Annotated in this window: 16 protein-coding genes; 6 read left to right on the forward strand and 10 right to left on the reverse strand. The window is 65.1% G+C overall.

Going from position 1 to position 16,636, the window contains the following annotated elements; all coding sequences use genetic code 11:
- Positions 1-125: 125 nt before the first annotated feature.
- The 4 genes from ATC00_RS29845 to ATC00_RS29860 all read right to left on the reverse strand — a co-directional run bounded on the left by ATC00_RS29845 (position 126) and on the right by ATC00_RS29860 (position 3,275).
- Complete coding sequence (locus tag ATC00_RS29845; RefSeq protein WP_064255402.1) at positions 126-953, reverse strand: anti-sigma factor family protein; 828 nt, start codon at positions 951-953, stop codon at positions 126-128.
- Between the two features lie 3 nt (positions 954-956).
- A complete protein-coding gene (locus ATC00_RS29850; RefSeq protein ID WP_064255403.1) occupies positions 957-1,475 on the reverse strand; it encodes an RNA polymerase sigma factor in 519 nt (172 codons plus the stop codon).
- Positions 1,476-1,654: 179 nt separating this feature from the next.
- Entirely contained in the window at positions 1,655-2,200 is a 546-nt protein-coding gene (locus tag ATC00_RS29855) for a tetratricopeptide repeat protein (protein WP_064255404.1), read from the reverse strand.
- A 166-nt stretch (positions 2,201-2,366) separates the two neighbouring features.
- Positions 2,367-3,275: a metallophosphoesterase family protein gene (locus tag ATC00_RS29860; RefSeq protein ID WP_064255405.1), complete on the reverse strand. Its 909-nt coding sequence runs from the start codon at positions 3,273-3,275 to the stop codon at positions 2,367-2,369.
- Positions 3,276-3,410: 135 nt separating this feature from the next.
- Here ATC00_RS29860 and ATC00_RS29865 point away from each other — a divergent pair, with 135 nt between their 5' ends.
- Complete coding sequence (locus ATC00_RS29865; protein WP_064255406.1) at positions 3,411-3,899, forward strand: NUDIX domain-containing protein; 489 nt, start codon at positions 3,411-3,413, stop codon at positions 3,897-3,899.
- Between the two features lie 109 nt (positions 3,900-4,008).
- Here ATC00_RS29865 and ATC00_RS29870 read toward each other — a convergent pair whose 3' ends face one another.
- Positions 4,009-4,986 carry a glutathione S-transferase family protein gene (locus ATC00_RS29870; protein WP_064255407.1) on the reverse strand — a complete coding sequence of 326 codons (978 nt, stop codon included), beginning with the start codon at positions 4,984-4,986 and terminating at the stop codon, positions 4,009-4,011.
- A gap of 258 nt (positions 4,987-5,244) precedes the next feature.
- Here ATC00_RS29870 and ATC00_RS29875 point away from each other — a divergent pair, with 258 nt between their 5' ends.
- Positions 5,245-5,805, forward strand: a complete 561-nt coding sequence (locus ATC00_RS29875; protein ID WP_064255408.1) for a GNAT family N-acetyltransferase — start codon at positions 5,245-5,247, stop codon at positions 5,803-5,805.
- 156 nt (positions 5,806-5,961) lie between these two features.
- Here the strand turns inward: ATC00_RS29875 and ATC00_RS29880 are convergent, their stop codons facing one another.
- From ATC00_RS29880 to ATC00_RS29895, 4 genes are read right to left on the reverse strand one after another with little or no spacing between them, the layout of a single operon-like run.
- A complete protein-coding gene (locus ATC00_RS29880) occupies positions 5,962-8,031 on the reverse strand; it encodes a membrane protein (protein ID WP_037387405.1) in 2,070 nt (689 codons plus the stop codon).
- A gap of 7 nt (positions 8,032-8,038) precedes the next feature.
- Positions 8,039-10,852 carry a DUF4159 domain-containing protein gene (locus ATC00_RS29885; RefSeq protein ID WP_064255409.1) on the reverse strand — a complete coding sequence of 938 codons (2,814 nt, stop codon included), beginning with the start codon at positions 10,850-10,852 and terminating at the stop codon, positions 8,039-8,041.
- Positions 10,849-11,769 carry a DUF58 domain-containing protein gene (locus tag ATC00_RS29890; RefSeq protein ID WP_064255410.1) on the reverse strand — a complete coding sequence of 307 codons (921 nt, stop codon included), beginning with the start codon at positions 11,767-11,769 and terminating at the stop codon, positions 10,849-10,851. The genes ATC00_RS29885 and ATC00_RS29890 overlap by 4 nt, the downstream gene beginning before the upstream one ends.
- A 3-nt stretch (positions 11,770-11,772) precedes the next feature.
- The gene (locus ATC00_RS29895; RefSeq protein ID WP_037387399.1) at positions 11,773-12,786 is read right to left on the reverse strand and encodes an AAA family ATPase; all 1,014 of its coding nucleotides are present in this window, start codon (positions 12,784-12,786) and stop codon (positions 11,773-11,775) included.
- A gap of 267 nt (positions 12,787-13,053) precedes the next feature.
- Between ATC00_RS29895 and ATC00_RS29900 the strand changes: the two genes are divergently transcribed.
- From ATC00_RS29900 to ATC00_RS29910, 3 genes are read left to right on the forward strand one after another with little or no spacing between them, the layout of a single operon-like run.
- Positions 13,054-13,677, forward strand: coding sequence for a DUF1285 domain-containing protein (locus tag ATC00_RS29900; protein ID WP_037387397.1), 624 nt, complete (start codon positions 13,054-13,056; stop codon positions 13,675-13,677).
- Complete coding sequence (locus tag ATC00_RS29905) at positions 13,674-14,306, forward strand: CoA pyrophosphatase (protein ID WP_037387395.1); 633 nt, start codon at positions 13,674-13,676, stop codon at positions 14,304-14,306. The genes ATC00_RS29900 and ATC00_RS29905 overlap by 4 nt, the downstream gene beginning before the upstream one ends.
- Entirely contained in the window at positions 14,303-15,562 is a 1,260-nt protein-coding gene (locus ATC00_RS29910) for a CCA tRNA nucleotidyltransferase (RefSeq protein ID WP_064255411.1), read from the forward strand. The genes ATC00_RS29905 and ATC00_RS29910 overlap by 4 nt, the downstream gene beginning before the upstream one ends.
- 18 nt (positions 15,563-15,580) lie before the next feature.
- On the opposite strand, the gene ATC00_RS29915 is transcribed toward ATC00_RS29910, so the two are convergent.
- A complete protein-coding gene (locus ATC00_RS29915; protein ID WP_037387391.1) occupies positions 15,581-15,766 on the reverse strand; it encodes a DUF1059 domain-containing protein in 186 nt (61 codons plus the stop codon).
- Between the two features lie 301 nt (positions 15,767-16,067).
- Here ATC00_RS29915 and ATC00_RS29920 point away from each other — a divergent pair, with 301 nt between their 5' ends.
- On the forward strand, positions 16,068-16,610 hold the full coding sequence (locus ATC00_RS29920) for an adenine phosphoribosyltransferase (RefSeq protein ID WP_064255412.1): 543 nt from the start codon (positions 16,068-16,070) through the stop codon (positions 16,608-16,610).
- Positions 16,611-16,636: the final 26 nt, after the last annotated feature.

Here is a 16,636-nt window from a genome sequence, read left to right on the forward strand (position 1 = left end):
CCGAGGACTGGCCCTCTCCCCGCAGGCGGGGAGAGGGAACTAAGACGTCGCCGCGAGTCTCCTTCGCCCCGCGCGCGGGGAGAAGGTGGCCGGCAGGCCGGATGAGGGCCGATACTTGACCGCGGTCACATTACCCCCGTCACCGTGTGGGCGAGGTCTTGCAAGCCGGCGGCCGACGACGGCCCGATGACGACGAAGGCGGCATTGTCCTTCTGCCACGAGACCAATCCCAGATCGCCCTGGATGGTCTCGCTGAACGCATCCGCCTTGGCCCCATCGGCGCTTCTCAAGAAGCAGATGGCGAAGATCTCGTCCTCCTGGTCGCGGTAGACGAGTTGAGCCACGGGCTTGCCGTTGGCGACCAGCAGCCTTGCGCCTTCGAAGGCAAGGCCCTTGCGCGTCAGATCGGGAATCTTGAAGGGGACGCCGACGCTCGCGGTCAGCCAGGTTTCTATGTGGGCCGCTTGCGAGGCCGGCACCTCGACGAGATGCGCCTTCTGGCGCGAATAGATGCGATGATAGTCGGCGATCTCGTTGACAAACGGGCTCGCGGCGGTCTCGCCGGTCGGCTCGACGAAATTGGCCGTGCTGCCGAGAATGAACCCGGCGACGCCTCCGGTCAGCAGCAGGCCGACCGACGCGGCCACCAGCCGCGGCAACACCCGGACGCTGCGCTTCGGAAGGTTCGACGTCGTCACCCGCTCCAGCTTGGGGCTGATGCCGCCGCCCTGCTTGATATGCCGCACCAATGCCAGCGGCACCGGGTCGTGGAGGAAATCCTCGAACGCCCTGTTGCCGAATGTGCTGCCCGCCTTCAACTTGTCGAGCAGCACCCTGGCGTCGTCGTCGCGCGCTAGCAGGGCGTCGAGCTCGGATCTTTCCGCCTCGCCAAGTTCGCCGTCGATATATGCGGATAACCGCACTTCGAGCGCCAGCCCCTTCGTCTGCTGCAACGGTCAGGCCCTCCTTTCCGTATCTTCCGACAGCATGGCCGCGAGCCGCAGGCGCGCTGCCGAAAGCCTGCTCATCACGGTGCCGATCGGGATGCCGAGGATCGTCGCGGTCTCCCGGTAGCTGTGACCTTCGACGTTGACCAGCAGGAAGACGCTTGCCAGTCCCTCCGGCATGGAGAGGATCATCTTCTGCAGCTGATTGGCATAGACCGCCTTCTCGGCCGCGGCTTCGACATTCAGTTCGTCCCGGTCGAATATGTCGACCATGCTGCCGGTGCCGCGGACCTTGCGCTTGCGGACCTCGTCGACCCAGAGATTGCGGGTCATCGCATAGACCCAGCTCTCCAGCCGTCCCTCGCCGTTCCACATATGGCTGCGGCTGATTGCCCGCTCGCAAACCTCCTGGACGAGGTCGTCGGCATCATTGGCATTGCGCGTCAGCGTCATCGCGAAGCGGCGCAATTTGGGCAGCAGGCTGACCAAATCCCGTCTGAAGTCCTTCATCTCTGCCGCTGGGCGCATTTCTCTTCCAGTGAGACGTGCCGGATCATCCGTCTGTTCGCCGTGCGAACGCACAGTTCATGATATGAAACTTGATCCAAAGTCTGCAAGGGAAGAGCCGGATCGCAATGAGTTTTTTGCGACCGGGCTCCCGGGGATTGGAGCGCCGGCAGCGCCGCGTTCGGCAGGAAGGAAGAGCGTCAATACTGACGAACGCCGCCGAGCGATTCGAGCAGCGCCTGGTAAGCCCACGTGCCTTCGCCGCCGCGGTCGCGGATTTCGACGAGCTGCGCTCTCGCCTCCTCGACCCGACCTTGCTCGACCAGGGCCTGGCCCATATAGGAGCGGGCGAGAATATAATTCTCGTCGGCCTGAATGGCGCGCTTGTAGTATTGCATGCCGAGCTCCATGCGCCCGGCCTTGCGGTTGCTATAGCCGAGATAGTTCAGGACGCGGGCGCTCTGCTGCTCGTTCATGGCGCCGAGGACCTTGATCGCATTCTCGTATTGGCCGGCATAGGCGAGTTCGCGTGCCGCGTCGAACAGGACATCGTCGCTAAGATCACTCCGCTTCGCATCGACGCAGCGGTTCCTCTTGGCATCCCAGACCTTGCCGTCCTTGCACTGGGTGGTCGTCTTGGTCTTCTTCGGCGGCGCGCTGTTGTCATCACCGACGGCCAGCGCCGCCTGGCTTGCCACGGAGGCCGCGAAGGCGGAAAGGGTGAAGAGGATGATCTTCCGGTTCATGATGCTTCATCTCCTGTGAACAATGCGGGCGGCCGTTGTCCGGCCGACGCAGATGTCGCCCGGCGGCGTTTGACCCCCAACGCGACATAGACGCCGGGGGCTTCCCGATTATTCGGGCGGCAGTTCAAAAAAACGCCCAGGTGCCCGAACTACTCGGAGCGCCTTCTCAACCGTGGAACTGGGTTGTCTCGGCGAGGCTGACGGTCTTGGCGTCCGCGCCAAGGGCGAAGCGCTCGCGGGTCAGCTTCCAATTGCCGGGCTCTCCTCCAATCGAGAACAGGTTGTAGGCGGCGACCGGCTTAGCGCCGCCCGGCCCCTGCGAGGCAGAGGCGATGCCAACCACCGGCACCGGTGCCGCGTGCCCCCTGAGCCAGTAGACAGTGTTCAGATGAGTGTGGCCATGCAGGACCAACTCCGCACCTCCCGAAGAGATGGTCGCGGCGAAGCGGCGGATGCCGATCATACGCTTGTGCATGGATGTCGCGCCGCGGATCGGTGGATGGTGGATCATGACGACCCGAAACAGACCGGCCTCGCCGGCCGCGCGCAAGAGGTTGACAGTGGCGCGGGCCTGCCGCGGGCCGAAATAGCCGCTCGCCGCAAAGGGAGGCGTGGCGACCGCCGTCGAACAGCCGATGAGGGCGACCGAGCCCCGTACGCGAAGATAGGGAAAACAGTGATGGTCCTTCATCCACCCGGAGGGTCCGTTGTCGCCGCGCATGAAAGGATACCAGGCGCGTGCCGTCTTCTCGTAAGCCCCCGGCACATAGGCGTCGTGATTGCCGGGCACGACGGAGATGTCCTGCGGGTCGCCCGCCTCGGCGAGCCATTCGGTGACCGCCTCGATTTCCAGGGAGGAAGCGAGGTTGACGAGGTCGCCGGTGATCGCCAGATGGTTCGGGTCGCGCTTTTCGATGTCATCCATCAGACATTGGAGCGTGCCCGGAAACAGATGGCGGGCGCGGTTCCTGTGCCAATTGACGAAGCCCGTAATGCGCTTGGAGGCGAGTTCGCGAAACGACAGGTCGGGTAGGGGGCCGAGATGGACGTCGGAAATATGCGCAAGTTTGAACATCGCCCCGGTCTAGCGCATATTCGGCGGCAGGGGAATCACTTGAATGGGTTATCCAGGCGCAGCGGCGCATGTCCAACGCAGGGGCCATGGTGGCTTGTTGAAGCACTTCGAATTGCCGGGAGTAGAGAAAAGCCGATGGACCAGGACCGGCCGAAAGAGGTGCGCAACTGGCTCTGGCCCCTGACGCGGCTTGCTCACATGTATTTCGCCGTTTCGCGCGGCATGACGCTCGGGGTACGGGCCGCATGCTTCGATGACCGAGGCCGAGTTTTCCTCGTCAGGCACTCATATCTGCCCGGATGGCACTTTCCGGGCGGGGGCGTCGACCGGCGCGAGACGGCGGTTGACGGGCTGGTGCGCGAGCTCCGGGAGGAGGGCAATCTGGAGCTAACCGGGCCGCCGCGCCTGGTGCAGGTCTATTACAACCCGGGGACCAGCAAGCGCGATCACGTCGTCTTCTTCCGGTGCGACGATGTCCGCCAGGTGCGGCCGAAAGTTGCCGACCTGGAAATCGCCGCGGCCGGCTTCTTTGCGCCCGACGATCTGCCCGCGGACACCACGCCGGCAACGCGCCGCAGGCTTGTCGAACTTGCCGGAACGGCGGCGCCGGATATGTTCTGGTAGGGGCCCTAAAGCGCGTCACGTTCAAACGTATTCACGCGGCGCGCTTTCGGTCTTTGTTTTTGTGCATGTCGTCACCCCAAAACCGCTGCACACTTTTGGGCGACATGCATTACCGATCCTCGCGTCCGTGCGGCGCCTGAAGATCGAGTTCCGGCCCGACGGGCACGATACCGGTCGGATTGATCATCCTGTGGCTGCGGTAATAATGCTCCTTGATATGGCGCATGTTGACGGTCTCTGCGACGCCCGGCACCTGATAGAGATCGCGCAGATAGCCGCTGAGGTTCGGATAGTCGGCAATGCGGCGGATGTTGCATTTGAAATGGCCCACATAGACAGGGTCGAATCGCAGCAGAGTGGTGAACAGCCGCCAGTCCGCCTCGGTCGGGCGGTCGCCGAAGAGATAGCGTTGCGAAGCAAGGCGGCTTTCCAGCTCGTCCAACATCGCGAACAGCGCCGTCACGTTCTCCGCATAGGCTGCCTGGCGCGTGGCGAAGCCGGCCTTGTAGACCCCGTTGTTGACCTTGTCGTAAATGCGGGCATTGAGCGCATCGATCTCCTCCCGGAGGTCCTCCGGATAGAAATCCGCTGTCGAGCCGGTGAGCTGGTCGAAGGCGGAATTGAACATGCGGATGATCTCGGCCGACTCGTTGGAGACGATCGTGTCCTGCTTTCTGTCCCAGAGCACCGGTACGGTGACCCGACCCGAGTAGTTGGGGTCGGCGCGCGTGTAGATCTGCCAGAGCGCCTGCGAGCCGAAGAGGTGATCGACGGTGCCGCCGTTGTCGCCCTTGAATTCCCAGCCGCTTTCCAGCATCAGCGGATCGACGATCGAGACCGGGATGAACTGCTCGAGCTTCTTCAGCTTGCGAAAGATCAGTGTGCGATGCGCCCAAGGACAGGCAAGCGAGACATAGAGATGGTAGCGATCCGCCTCGGCCCCGAAACCGCCTTCGCCCGAGGGGCCGGGTGAACCGTCGGCGGTGACCCAATTGCGGAACTGCGATACGCTTCGCTTGAAATGTCCGTTCGTTTCGACCGTATCGTACCAGACGTCCTGCCAGACGCCGTCCACCAGCCTGCCCATCAACGTGATCCTTCCAGTTCTTCCAGTTCTCGATAGATAGCGCGGCACAGCCTCGCCGATAGGCATGAAATTCTGAACAGTGCGTTTTAGACTTTGACCGGCGGCATTTTTCTGCTATCGGCGATCCGAAGCTTTTTCTTTTTTCGGAAGCGACCATAACGATGATCCTGTCGGGAAGCCTGCGACGACGCTGATGCTGCAAACGCCCTTCGGGCGCGCCATCCCTGTTGTCTGTTCGCTTGCCGGTTCTCGACATCCATGAAAAAGCACGATCTCGTCTATCTGACCGAAGACGCATCCCACGACGCAGCCATCGAAGTCATCAATGAGGAAGCCTTCGGTCCCGGCCGGTTTGCCCGGGCGGCCGCGCGGATCCGCGAGCAAGGGCCGCACGACCGGTCGCTGTCCTTCATCTGCACTGATGACGGCGAAACGATCGCCTCCGTGCGGATGACGCCCGTGAGCGCCGGGTCCGTCAAGGGGCATCTGCTCGGTCCGCTCGCGGTCCGGCCGTCGCACAAGAACAAGGGCATCGGTCGGGAACTGGTGCGGATCGCCGTCGAGGCGGCGCGGCGGAAGGGCTCGGAAGCGGTCATCCTGGTCGGCGACCCGCCCTATTACCAGCCGCTCGGCTTCGAGAAGGTCCGGTACGGCGCGCTCGAATTCCCCGGTCCGGTCGATCCGGCGCGGGTGCTGGTCGTGCCGATCGCAGCCGACGTTCACGCGCGGCTCGAGGGTGTGATTGCCTGGCGGGATGACAGCGTAGTGCCTGCAGCGAAGGGCGTTGTGCCGCCACCCGCTGAAGGCGCCGCCGCCTGATTTGCTGGGCGCTGGGCCGATACACGGCCAACACGTCATCCTCCTGCTCGTCATTCTGAGCTTTACGGAGGATGACGATCCTGGAGGCTCGGCATCCAACGCGCTCGCCCAAACGTGCGGCAGCACACCGAGCGGTATAGATCTTGATGCCGCCGCTCACCGCCCTTCGCGATACCACATTGCCGAGATCAACAGAAGCAGGGCGGCGAGGCCGAAGAGGCCAGCGAAGAGTGACAGCGAATTGACGCCCTTGAGCACCGTCTCGTCCGTCATCCTGAGCGACAGACGCTGGTCGTCGGCAACGCGCACCGCACCCCGGACCGGCAGAATGGTCGGCAGGTCGACGGCACCATCCGCATCCGCAAGCCGGCGGACCATGCCCTTGGTCTTCTCGGCCCAGGGCTTCAGCTTTTCCTCGGTGGAGATCGCAGCTTTGAACTCCGGCGCATCGACATTGCCGACATGGACGAGGGTCGTCAGTTCGTCATTGGCGACTTCGAAAAGGCCGATCTCGTCGGTCTTCACCTCCGCCTTGTAGAGCCCCGGCTCGCGCTCGGTGAGCCCTATCTCCTGAGTGCGGCCGGAAGGGTAGGTGAGTGTCGCCTGGCCGGGGTCGCCTTCGATCGTCTGCCGGGTGATCTCCAGCGTCCGCCCCAGCGCGCGCGCCGTCAGCGCTTCTTCCTCGAGCGCTGGCTCCTGCATCAGCCAGTGGGCGGTGCGCCGGTAAAGCGAGATATGCGGCCCGCCGCCTTCGAAGCCGCGCGCCCAGAGCCAGCCCTGGTCGGAGAGCAGCATGGCGACGCGACCCTTGCCGACGCGGTTAAGGACGAGCAGCGGCTTGCCGTCCGCTCCCTCCATGACGGTCTGGCCGAGCGGCCGATCGACGTCGACGGTGCGGAACCAGCGCCCCCAGCTTGGCGGCTCGCTCGACGCGCCTTCGAGCCCGCGCGTCACCGGATGTTTTTTTCCTTCCTCCGAAAGCCGCGGGAAGAACGCTTTTTCGTTCATGACGCCGGTCGGATTTGCCGGCAGTACAGTTGAAAGCGGCGTTGCCGCGATCGAATCGTCGCCGGCATGTTCCGGCCCCGCCGCAATCAGCAGGGCGCCGCCGTTCTGCACATACTGGGCGATGTTGTCGTAGTAGAGAATGGGCAGCACGCCGCGATGCTGGTAGCGGTCGAAGATGATCAGATCGAACTCGCTGATCTTGTCGACGAAAAGCTCGCGCGTCGGAAAGGCGATGAGCGAAAGCTCGTTGATCGGCGTGCCGTCCTGCTTTTCCGGCGGTCGCAAAATGGTGAAGTGCACGAGGTCGACGGCGGCATCGGATTTCAGCAGGTTGCGCCAGGCGCGTTCGCCTGCATGCGGCTCGCCGGAGACGAGAAGCACGCGCAGGTTCTCGCGAATGCCATCCAGCACGTGGACGGCGCGATTGTTGACCTCGGTCACCTCGCCCGCGATCGGGTTGACCTCGAATTCGAGGATATTGTTGCCGCCGCGCGGAACGGTGAAGCTGAACGGGACATCCGTTCCCGGTTCCGCATGTTCCGTCGCGATCTCGTTGCCGTTGAGCCGGATCGTCACCTCGGCGCTGCCGCCGTTGGCAGCGCCATCGTCCACGACACGGAAGGTCAGCCTCTGTTGCTCGCCGACGATGCCGAAGCGCGGCGCGTTGACGATCTCGATGCGCCGGTCGACCTCGTCCGGCTTGCCGGTGATCAGTCCATAGATCGGCGCCTCGAATCCGAGTTTCTGGTTGATGTCCGGCACGTCGTGGATCTGGCCGTCGGTGATGAAGATGGCGCCGCCGACCCGGGCGGGCGGCACGTCCGCTATGGCCGTTGCGAGAGCGCCAAAGAGCTTCGTCGAGGGCGCCTCGGTCTCCTCGCCGTCCTTTGCCTCGACGACACGCGTCTCGACCTGCGGAAAGCGGGCGAGCCGCTCGTTGAGATCGGCAAGCGCCCTGTCGGTCTGTTCGCGCCGGCCGTCATTGTCCTGGCTCTGGCTGCGGTCGACGACGACGGCGACGATGGTGGAGAGCGGCTCGCGCTCCTCCTGAAACAGCACTGGATTGGCAAGGGCAAGGAAGAATGCCGCAAGTGCCGCAGCGCGGAGCCAGGCGCCGCGAACGCCTCGCCAGATGCCGAATGCCGCCAAGGTGGCCGCAACAAGCGCCAGTGCGGCAAGGTAGGGCCAGGGAAGGAGCGGTGAGAAATCGATCGTCATCGCTGCCTCATTGTCCGAGCCGCTCGAGCAGGGCGGGGACGTGCACCTGGTCGGCCTTGTAGTTGCCGGTCAGCATGTACATCATGACGTTGACGCCGGAGCGGAAGGCGTATTCGCGCTGCATTTCGTCCGGCGGAACGGTCGGCAGCAGGGCGACACCGTTGGCGTCCACCGCCCAGGCGCCGGCAAAATCGTTGCCGGTGATCATGATCGGCGTGACGCCGTCGCCCGAGCGGGCCGGCCGGTTGCTCGGCTCGTCGCGATTTTCGAACTGCGCCTCGATCCAGAGCGGACTGCCGGTATAGCGCCCTGGGAAATTGGTCAGCAGGTAGAAGGCCTTGGTCAAAACGTGGTCGGCGGGCACTGGCTCAAGCGGCGGTATGTCCAGATTGGCCAGAATGGCCTGCAGCCGTTCCGTGTTCGGGCTGGTGCCGCTCGAGGCTGCGCCGAGCGAGGAGAACTGGTCGCGCGTGTCGAAGAGCACCGTGCCGCCGGCGCGCATATAGGCATCGATGCGGCTGACCGCTTGCGGGCTCGGCATCGGGGCGCTCGCCGAAATCGGCCAGTAGATGATCGGATAGAGGCTGAGTTCGTCCCGCATGATGTCGAGGCCGACAGGCGCACCGGGCTCGAGTGTGGTGCGGTATGTGAGAAAATCGGTCAGCCCGCGAAGCCCGCTCTCCGAAAGCCGGTCGACCTCGTCCTCACCGGTGACGACATAGGCGAGATGCGTCGTGTCCAGGCGTTCGAGGATACGCTCGTCGTCGGGCCGCGCATCGTCTGCAAGGACCTGCGGCGGCATGGAGAGAACGCCTGCGGCAAGCGCGAAGACCAGCACCGATGCGGCGCGCGCCATGCGGATGCGGGAAAAGGCACCTCCCATGAAGAGCACGATAATGGCGTCGGCAATGAGCAGAAGCAGGGCGAACGTCAGCAGGGCCGGTTTCAGCGACCAGCTCTCTGCCCGCACGAGCCGTTCCACGGTATGGGCTCCGGCAAGCGTCATGTCGATCCGTTTGAGTTCGGCGTCCCGCGGCAAGAGGTTCAGGGCGGTGAATCCGTCCTCGGAGCCGTAGAGCCCAGGCGGGTTGTCCGGCGTGGTGACGGGAGCCTTGCCGGGCTGCATATCGAGCGGCCGGGCATTGCCGGTCTCCGCGACGAGCACGCCGTCGGCATTGAGGAGTCGGAAGGGCGCCAGCGTGTGCGCCTGTGCTGCCTTGCTTTCGCCGGCGACGCCGCCGCTGCGTGAAAGCTGGAGGCTGCGGCGAAGCATCTCGACAAAATGCCCGGAAATCGGCAGGTTCGACCAGGTCGCCTCGGCGCTGACATGGAAGAGCACGATGCGGCCGGTGCCGCGTGCCGCCGTCGTCACCAGCGGCGTGCCGTCGGCGAGGCTTGCCCAGGTGCGCTCGACCAGATCGGCCGTTGGTTCGGCCAGAACCTGGCGCTTGACGAGAATGTCGGCCGGCCGCGCCATGCCGGCGAAGGGGCTGTTGGCCGGATAATCGGCGAGCGGCTGCGGTTCGGACCAGGAGAGGGCGCCGCCGAGCGCCCGCTCGCCTTGCCGGAGCGTGACGGGAACGAGCGGATCGTCGGCCGGTGCCGCAGCAAGGCGCGGTCCGGCGAAGCGGATCAGCATGCCGCCGTTGTCGATCCACTTCGAAAGCAGCGGATAGGTTTCTTCCGGCAACCGGCCGATATCGGCCATGATCAGGACGGAAGGGCGCTGTTCCAGGAGCTCGGGAATGGCGACGGCGAGGTCGGTCTCGCGCGGTTCGATGAGATCGGCATAGGGGGCGAGCGCGCGGTTGATGTAGTAGAGCGGCGACAACAGCGGCTGTGAGAGGTCGCGCGCCTCACCGCTGAGCAGCGCGACGCGACGCCGGCGGAACCCGTCGTCCAGCAGATGCGTGGCGCCGGCCGTCGCCGCACCTTCGATGCCGATGCGGGCGAAATCGTTGCGCAGCTCGAACGGCGCTTCGATCGTCCCCTTGGCGACGGCGGCGCCGACGGCAAAATCGATTGCGCCATCGGCGATGGCGCGGCCGCGGCTGTCGTAAGCGACGATCGGGAGGGACCGGCGATCATCCGTCTTCAGGCGGGTGGCCGTCACCGACATGCCGGCAGACTCGTTGCTCGTGCCGGTCAGTGCGACCGCCTGGCTGCCGTCCGCGTCGATCACCCGGAGCTCCGCCGCGCCGATTTCGTTCAGCGCCGCCATGGTCTTGTCATCGGCCGCTTCGATGCCGTCGGTGACGAAGGCGATCGTCCCGGGCGGGGTGCCGTTGAATGCGGTCTTCAGCGCCGCAAGCGCCGCTCGGCGATCGGCGGGAAGCGGCTCCGGCGCAGCGGCCGCGAGCCGGGTGCGTGCTGCAGCGGCCGAGGCCGGCGTCGCGTCGTGCTGGCGATCGCCGGTCAAGAGAATGGAAACGGCAAGATCCCTGGCTTCGGCATCGTCGATCAACGCCGACGCAGCCTCGACCCGTCGCTCCCAGTCGGGTGCCGTTGCCCAGCTGTTGTCGATCACGAGCGCCAACGGGCCGGAGGCGGCGAGGGTGTTGCTGCGGGGATTGAAGACCGGGTCGGCGATCGCAAAGATAACCGCAGCCGCCAGCAGCATCCTGAGAAGCGTCAACCACCAGGGGCTTTTCGACGGCGTCTCCTCGCGCTTGATCACCGAGGCGAGGATGCGAAGCGGCGGGAAGACCTCCGCCGCCGGCCTCGGCGGCATCATGCGCAGCAGCCACCAGATCACCGGCAGGGCCACGAGGGCGGCCAGTATCGCGGGGTTGGCAAAGGCGAAGGCGAGGCCGCCGATCATAGCTGCCCCCCGTGTGTCGCGCGGGTGGGCATCCCGGAAAGATACATATGGACGGCGACCAGCGCCTCCGAGGCCGGCCGGTCGGTCCGATGCGGAATGAAGGTCCAGCCGAGGTGGCGGAGACCGGCGCCGAGACCGTCGCGGCGTGCGCGGTAGGCGCGCTGGTAGTCCTCGCGCAGGATTTCGGCGCGGCCGGCGGTCAGTTTCTCGCCGGATTCCGGATCGGTGAATTCGGTGCGGCCCGCATAGGGGAAGACTTCCTCGGCCGGGTCGGCGATTTCGACGACATGTCCGCGCAGTCCCCTGCGGGCGAGCGGGCCGAGCCGCTCCATGACCTTGTCGGCGGGATCGAGAAAGTCGCCGATCAGCACCAGATCGCTGGCGCCGCGGATCATCCCGGTCTCGGGCAGGCCGCCGCCAAGCGGGCTCAGCATGATCGCTGCCGCCAGGCGCTCGGCGGCGTTGCGGGCGGAAACGGGCTCCATCACCCCGGGGCAGCCGATGCGCTCGCCGGAGCGGGCGAGGATTTCGGCAAGCGCCAGCATCAGCACCAGTGCGCGGCTTTCCTTCGACACCGCGCCGAGCGTCGATTTGTACATCATCGAGGGCGAAAGATCGGCCCAGAGCCAGATCGTGTGCGCCGCCTCCCACTCGCGGTCGCGGACATAGGTATGGTCGTCGCGCGCCGAGCGGCGCCAGTCGATGCGCGACAGGCTTTCGCCCTGGCTATAGGGGCGGAACTGCCAGAAATTCTCGCCGATGCCGCGCTTGCGCCGGCCGTGCCAGCCGGCAATCACCGTGTTGGCGATGCGACGCGCTTCGACAAGGCAATCGGGGACGAGCATCGCCCGCTGTTGGGCGCGCGACAGGACTTCCCCGGACGGTGTACGCGCGACTGTCTGCCCGATTGCGGCCATGCGCTATCCCTTGGCTCGCTTCACCAGGTCGGCGATGACGTCCCGCACCGTCATACCCTCGGCGCGGGCCGCGAAGGTCAGCGCCATGCGGTGCTGCAGCACGGGCTCGGCAAGCGCGAGAATATCGTCGATCGAGGGTGCCAGCCGGCCGTCATAAAGAGCACGAGCCCGGGCACAGAGCATCAAAGCCTGGCCGGCACGCGGACCCGGCCCCCAGGCGACGTTCTTGTCGGTGGCGGCGTTTCCGTTGCCCGGCCGGGCGGATCGGACGAGCGACAGGATGGCATCGACAACCTTTTCGCCGACCGGCATCTGCCGGATAAGATGCTGAAGCTGCTGCAGGCGCTCCGCGTTGATGACCGGCCGGGCTTCGATCTCGGTCACGCCGGTTGTCTCGAGCAGAATCTGCCGTTCGGCGGCAAGCTCCGGATAGCCCACGTCGACCTGCATCAGGAAGCGGTCAAGCTGGGCTTCCGGCAGCGGATAGGTGCCTTCCTGCTCGAGCGGGTTCTGGGTCGCGAGCACGTGGAAGGGGTGTGGCAGGTCCTTGCGGGCCCCGGCAATGGTGATGTGATATTCCTGCATGGCTTGCAGCAGCGCCGATTGGGTGCGGGGCGAGGCTCGGTTGATCTCGTCCGCCATCAGGAGTTGGGTGAAGATCGGACCGGGGATGAACCGGAAAGATCGGTGGCCGGCCTGATCCTGGTCCATCACTTCGGAACCGAGAATATCCGAGGGCATCAGGTCCGGCGTGAACTGGATGCGGCTGTTGGCGAGGCCGAGAACGGTGCCGAGCGTCGCGACGAGCTTGGTCTTGGCAAGACCCGGTACGCCGACGAGCAGCGCATGGCCGCCGGAAAGCACCGCCAGCAGCGTCTGCTCGACCACACTCTCCTGGCCGAAGATGACCTTGCCGACCTCCGCTCGGATGAGCGCAATCTCTCCGAGAGCCGCTTCCGCGGCAGCGACGATCGCCTTCTCGTCGGCCGCTTCGGCCGCGGTCTTCATCACACTCATCGCCTGTCTCCCGCTCGTGCGTGTCGAACCCGATTCGGCATCACCCGGCGTCTGGTTCCCTTTTTTCAATTTAGACCCTGGCAGACGGCTGACAAGCCGCCGCCAACGCACTATCTCGTGAGCTTCAAGAAGCCCTGAAGCATACTAAGTGCTTCTCCGCGAAGCGCGAGGTGCGGTCAAGGTGCTCGTAACCACTGACGAACATCCCGCGCGTCTTTGAACACGCTACGCCTCCGAGGCAAGATTGGGGCCAAACGGGACAGAACGATGGCAGAAACCAAGATTCAGCAGACGGGGGATGCGGCCGGACTTGCCGCGCTGATCGCCCGCGCTGCCGGCCAGACGGGAGGCGAAGGGAGAGGGCTGCCGCCGGTCGAGCGCTGGAATCCGCCATTCTGCGGCGACATCGACATGGAAATCCGCGCCGATGGAACATGGTTCTACATGGGCACGCCGATCGGCCGCCAGCCGCTGGTGAGATTGTTTTCCACGGTCTTGCGCAAGGATGACGACGGAAGGACCTATCTCGTCACGCCGGTGGAAAAAGTCGGCATCCGCGTCGCCGATGCGCCCTTCGTCGCCGTCGAGATGAGCGTCACGGCGAGAGAGGGCGAAACGGTACTCACCTTCCGCACCAATGTCGGCGACGTGGTCGAGGCGGGGGCTGAGCATCCGCTGCGCTTCGTCATCCACGGCGACAACCGCGAGCTGAAGCCCTATCTCCACGTGCGCGGCCGCCTCGAGGCGCTGGCTTCCCGTCCGGTCATGTACGACATCGTCGAGCTTGGCGAGACCGCCCTGATCGACGGCGTGGAGATGTTCTGCGTCAGATCCGCGGGAGCCGTCTTCCCGGTCATGCCGGCGGCCGAACTGGAAGCGCTGTCGAGATGAGCCGTCCGCTGTTCTCCGCCGATGAATTCCGTCGCCGCGCGCTCAAGCAGACGGGCGGTCCGATCGAGACCGCCTGGCGCGATCATGGCGACTTTCTCCTCAATCCCGGCATCGTGCCTCATCTCGAGTCGCTGCATCTGAAGGACGCCGCGGTGCTCGTACCGGTGGTCGACGACGGTGACGATGCGAGCGTCATCTTCACGCAGCGCACCTCGCATCTGCGCAAGCATTCGGGCCAGGTGGCGTTTCCGGGAGGCGCCGTCGATCCCGAGGACCACTCGATCGAGGTGGCGGCGTTGCGGGAGGCGCAGGAGGAGATCGGGCTCGACCCGCGTTTCGTCGAGACGATCGGCCGCCTGCCGCATTACATGGCATTGTCCGGTTTCCGCATCACCCCGGTGCTCGCCGTCGTCCAGCCCGGTTTCGAACTGGTGCCCAATCCCGAAGAAGTCGAGAGCGTCTTCGAAGTGCCGCTCTCCTTCCTCATGGACCCCGGCAATCACGGGCGCGGAAGCCGCCATTGGGAGGGTGCGGAGCGACATTTCTACCGGATGCCCTATGGCGAGCGGAACATCTGGGGGATCACGGCGGGCATCGTCCGCATGCTCTATGAAAGGCTGTACGCATGACATCCATCGCCGCCGAGCCCTGGTTTCATGCCCCATCGCTCAGCCGCGTCTTCGAGCTGTTGAATGCCGACGGCGGCGAGGTGCGGGTCGTCGGCGGCGCCGTCCGCAACAGCCTGCTCGGTCTGCCGGTGGGGGATGTCGACCTGGCGACCACCTGGCATCCGCAGGATGTGGCGGCGCGAGCGGAGAGCGCCGGCATCAAGGCGGTGCCGACGGGGATAGAGCACGGCACAGTCACGCTGGTGATCGACGGAATTCCCCATGAGGTGACGACGTTGCGCCGCGACGTGGCGACGGACGGCCGCCGCGCCGAGGTGGCCTTCGGCACCGACTGGAAGGCGGATGCCGAGCGCCGCGACTTTACGATCAACGCTCTTTATGCCGACGCCGGCGGCGAGATATTCGACTATGTCGGCGGCCTGCCCGATATCGAGAGCCGGACTTTGCGCTTCATCGGCAGCGCCGCCGAGCGGGTCGCGGAGGACTATTTGCGTATTCTGCGCTTCTTCCGCTTCTTTGCCCATTACGGGCAGGGCCGCCCGGATGCGGAGGGGCTCAGGGCCTGCGCGCAGGCGCGGGCGAAGCTCGCGACGCTTTCGGCTGAGCGCGTCTGGGGCGAAATGAAGAAGCTGCTTGCCGCGGAAGATCCCGGCCGCGCCCTTCTCTGGATGCGCCAGGCAGGCGTGCTCGGCGAAGTCCTGCCTGAAACCGAAAAATGGGGCATCGATGCCGTACCGGGGCTGATTGCCGCCGAGAAGATCTTTGCCTGGTCACCGGAGCCGCTCCTGAGGCTGGCTGCCATCGTTCCGCCTGATGTTAGTCGGCTCGAGGCGATGGCGGCGCGGCTGCGCCTGTCGAAAGCGGAAGCGGCCTTTCTCGCCCGCTTTGCCGAGGCGCCGGCCATTGCCGCCACGCTCGCGGACGCGGCGCTCGATCGGGAACTCTACCGGAAGGGTGCCGAGGGCATCATCGTGCGCCTCAAGCTTTCGCTTGCTTCAGCGCGGCGCAAATCGGAAACCGATCCGGCCTTTCTCGCAGAAACCGCCGCCTTCCAGCGGTTGTTGGCGCGCGCGGAGAAGTGGCAGCGCCCCGTCTTCCCCGTGAGTGGGGCCGATGTCCTGAAGGCGGGGGTCCCCGCCGGTCCAAAGATCGGGGAACTGCTGGCGGAACTCGAGAATTTCTGGATCGAGCGCAACTTCAATGTCGACCGGGCGACGCTCGTCGCCCGGCTCGAGGCCCAATTGCGTTCCGGCTGACGCGAGCGCGCAGCGCGATCAGGCGGCCTGCGTTTCGTCGACGATGCGAGCCTTGATATTGTCGATCATATTTTCGCGGATCACCGTCTCGCCATGGGCGTCGCGCATGTGTTCGACAACCCGGCGCACGATTTCCGCATCGTTGTCAGCGCGGGTATGCCAGGGGCAACCCGGAACGAGAGAACCGCATTCGAACAGGCGCATGGTGTTCCTCCTTTCTCTGGACCGGCATGCTTTCGCATCGAGCAAAAGGCAGCGTGATCTCATCCAAGAAGTTCGGAGCGGGATGCGATCGGGAAAACGCCGACATCGTCTCATCCCGCTCAGTCGTCAATGCAATTGACAGAGCCGTAGCCGGGATCTGTCCATGGGCAAGGGTAACATCAACCCGAGGTCCGGCCAAATTGTTCCGGCCGGGCCATCGCGCAAAGAAACCCTGTGAACATGCGGCTCGATGGTGCTATGGCTTTGCGACCTCCAGACTTTGAAAGGCCGTTTCCACACCATGCTCGCTGTCCAATCGGAACTGATTTCCGCCATCCGGAGCATTCCGGACTATCCGAAGCCCGGCATCGTCTTTCGCGATATCACGACGCTGCTCGGCAACCCGAGGTCGTTCCGGCGGGCGATCGATGAACTGGTCCATCCCTATGCCGGAACCAAGGTGGACAAGATCGCCGGGATCGAAGCGCGCGGCTTTATTCTGGGCGGTGCGATTGCGCATCAGCTGTCGGCCGGCTTCGTGCCGATCCGCAAGAAGGGCAAGCTGCCGCACGAGACGGTCAGGATCGCCTACAGCCTTGAATATGGCGTGGACGAGATGGAGATGCACGAGGATGCGATCGCACCCGGTGAAAAGGTGATCCTCGTGGATGATCTGATCGCCACCGGCGGAACCGCCGAGGGCGCCACCAAGCTCCTGCAGCAGATGGGCGCCGACATCGTCGCCGCCTGCTTCATCATCGACCTGCCGGAGCTCGGCGGCCGCAAGAAGCTCGAGGCGCTCGGCGTCAAGGTCCGCACGCTGATCGAGTTCGAAGGGCACTGACGAAGGGCGGGCCTCCGCGCTCGCCT

Origin of the sequence: Sinorhizobium americanum (assembly GCF_001651855.1) — a bacterium.
Taxonomy (GTDB): Bacteria; Pseudomonadota; Alphaproteobacteria; order Rhizobiales; family Rhizobiaceae; genus Sinorhizobium; species Sinorhizobium americanum.